This is a genomic window from Terriglobia bacterium (assembly GCA_036496425.1).
Classification (GTDB): Bacteria; Acidobacteriota; Terriglobia; order 20CM-2-55-15; family 20CM-2-55-15; genus 20CM-2-55-15.
This window is the reverse complement of sequence record DASXLG010000090.1, coordinates 1-2,821: the sequence shown is the minus strand read 5'-3', so window position 1 is coordinate 2,821 and position 2,821 is coordinate 1. Positions and strand designations below refer to the sequence as shown.

The window sequence follows — 2,821 nt, the reverse complement described above, 5'->3', positions numbered from 1 at the left end:
ACCCCCACACACGTGCCGGGCTTGATCGTCATTCCGATATTTTTGAACAGCGTTCGGCCGCCAATCTCGCAACTGACGCCCTCGAGTTCAATCAACTGTTTGGTCCGGCGCTCCGTCGCGGAGAAGTCCATCGTCGCAGTGTTGACCTTGCTCCGCGCATTGAGATCTGCGAGCTCACCGATCATCTCCTGCGCGTTGCCGATACGGGCCTTCGATTTTCGCGTCCTCGCCTTGGCGCCGCGGCGCAACCATTCGATCTCGATATGAACGCGATTCGTGAGCGACTCCTGGCGTTTTCCCTGCGCTTCAAGATACTGTTCTTTGGCTTCGAGGAAACCGCTGTAATTCCCTTTCACACGCAGAAAGCCGTCCTCATATACGCGGGCGAGCTCGACGATCTCCGTTGCGGCATTCTCCAGCAGATACCGGTCGTGACTGACCACGACACAAGCGAACGGCGCGCTTTGAAGAACGGATTCGAGCCACCGGATACCCGCAAGATCCAGATGATTCGTCGGCTCATCCAGCAGGAGGATATCCGGAGCTTGAACGAGGCCCTCGACAATCGCCAGGCGCTTGCGCCACCCTCCCGAGAGAGCGGAAGCCGCAACATCGAACTCGCTGAAGCCGGCCCGGCCGAGCGTTTCAAGCATCAGCGCCGGGTGGCCGGACGCGGTAGCATTTTCGGCAACCGAACGAACGGTCGCGTCCGCCGGAAATTCAGAATATTGCGCAACGTAACTGAGGCGTGTTCGTTTGCGGATCGCGACTTCTCCGGCATCGGGCTTGACACGGCCTTCGAGAATCTGGAGCAGCGTGGATTTACCGGAGCCATTCGGTCCGATCAGACCGATGCGCGCACCGTCTTCGACAATGAATGAAATGTTTTGAAACAGCGGCGCGATGCCGTAGGTCTTCGACAAGCCTTGGACGTTGATGATCGGGGGCATAAAAGGTGGCGCTTCTTGCTACTTCGATTTTTGCAGGAGGGCTTCGATTTCTCCAGGCTCTTTGGGGAAGTCCGAAAGGACGCGATAACCGGAAGGCGTTACAAGCACGTCGTCCTCGATCCGAACGCCCAGTTGCTCTTCGGGTATGTAGATACCCGGCTCGACCGTGACGACCATGTTGGGTTCGAATGGACGTGAGGTGTCACCCACGTCATGGACTTCCAGTCCGATGTGATGGCTCGTCCCGTGAATAAAGTATTTGTCGTAGCCCTTGGAGCGGATGTATCCCATCGCCGCCTGATGCAGATCGCTGATGCGGGCACCCGGCTTCACTTTGGCAATTGCCGACTTCTGGGCGTCGAGCACGATCTGATAGATCTCGCGTTGCCGCGGCGTGAATTTGCCGGACACCGGCCAGGTGCGGGTCACATCCGCACTATAGCCGCCATATTGAGCGCCGATATCGACAACCACCACATCGCCCGATTGCATGCGGCGCTCGCTTTTGTCGTAGTGAAGAACCGTCGAGTACGGGCCCGATCCGACAATTGAGGGAAAGCCCGGGCCTTCGGCACCGTTCTTCCGGAAGACATATTCCAAGGCGGCTTCGACTTCGTATTCCATCACGCCCGGAGCGATGGTGTTCGCCGCGGCTTGCTCTGCCTTCATGGTGATATCGATCGCTTTGACCAGAAGCGCGATTTCGCTCTGAGATTTAACCTGCCGGAGCCACGCGATGTCGTCCTCCACCTCTTTCAGGCCGTAAACAGACTTCGCGTGTTCGGAAACCTTCTTTAGGGTTGATTCGAATTCCGACGTCGAAAGCACCTTCGCGAAGCCGGTGGCTTTTTCCGCTTCGGGACCCGGGCCGAGTTTTGCTCCGGTCCAGCGTTCTTCGGCGGGTTTGCGATCCGGCAGAAAAAGGTACTCCTGTGGAGGATTCGCCGCGGCGTCGAGAAGCAGGATCGCGTTCGGCTCATCGAAACCGGTCAGGTAGTAGAAGTTTCGCTCCGGCTGATATTTGACCAGTTCCTCGTCGGGAGCGGCGCGGAGCACGACCGCATTGCCTTTGATTCTCTGCGCGAGCCGCTCGCGGCGCGCGTGGTATTCCTGAAGGGGCTCCTTTTCAATCGCAAAGGCGGTGACAATCGTGAAAATGCAAACGCAAAGAAAGAGGAATGCTGAAGGCACGAACCGTGGGCGATCAGGCCCGTAGAGACCGTCGGACTGTAGCCCCGGCCGATCGGCCGGGACTACAGTCCCATGCGCCGCCGGCGCTATTTCGTTCACAGATCGATAGACCGCCCCTACAGACCTCTTAGCCATCGATGAAGTGTAACGTGGAGAATGGACATCGCGCCCATGTAAGTGAAGCCCACCACGAAAAGCATCAGGAACGGGATCGTCGGATAATTCCGGTTCTCGAATGCGTAAAAGATGACAAGAACAAAATACGCTCCGAGGCACAGCTCCAGCATCGGCATGACGCCGGTCCGCCCGAGATATTGCTTGGTCGCCCAGCGATCCTTTTTACTCTCGATTCGATACTTCGGCGTTCTCTTAAAACTCGATTTGATGCCCAGCAGCGCTTCCATCACCGCTTTGGAGTTACTCACGGACAAGCCGATTCCGACCGACATCAGGAACGGCAAATACTTCAACCGCGTCCTCCAGTCCGGATAGAGCGCCTTTTGCGAAATCAGGTAAAACGTCGAGACCGATGCGCTCGACGCAAGCCATAAGGGAAGGTCGATGTACAGCATCTGGAACCAGCCGCCGCTGAATCGCACGATCATCGCCGGCAGAAGGAGGAACGACATGGCGATCATCAGGGGGTAGGAAATATTCGCCGTGAGGTGAAAGAACGCTTC

At 57.3% G+C, this 2,821-nt stretch carries 3 protein-coding genes; all 3 read right to left on the bottom strand.

What is annotated here, in order from left to right:
* A partial coding sequence (locus tag VGK48_06645) for an ATP-binding cassette domain-containing protein (GenBank protein ID HEY2380847.1) occupies positions 1 to 950 on the bottom strand: 950 nt, incomplete at its 3' end.
* Between the two features lie 18 nt (positions 951 to 968).
* Entirely contained in the window at positions 969 to 2,276 is a 1,308-nt protein-coding gene (locus VGK48_06640; protein ID HEY2380846.1) for a Xaa-Pro peptidase family protein, read from the bottom strand.
* Positions 2,258 to 2,821 (bottom strand): glycosyl transferase family 2 (locus VGK48_06635; GenBank protein ID HEY2380845.1); only part of this gene is annotated, 564 nt, incomplete at its 5' end. The genes VGK48_06640 and VGK48_06635, both read right to left, overlap by 19 nt.

Excerpts from the sequence above, each read along its gene's own strand:
- VGK48_06640 (HEY2380846.1), bottom strand. The coding sequence starts at position 2,276 with ATGGCTAAGAGGTCTGTAGGGGCGGTCTATCGATCTGTGAACGAAATA.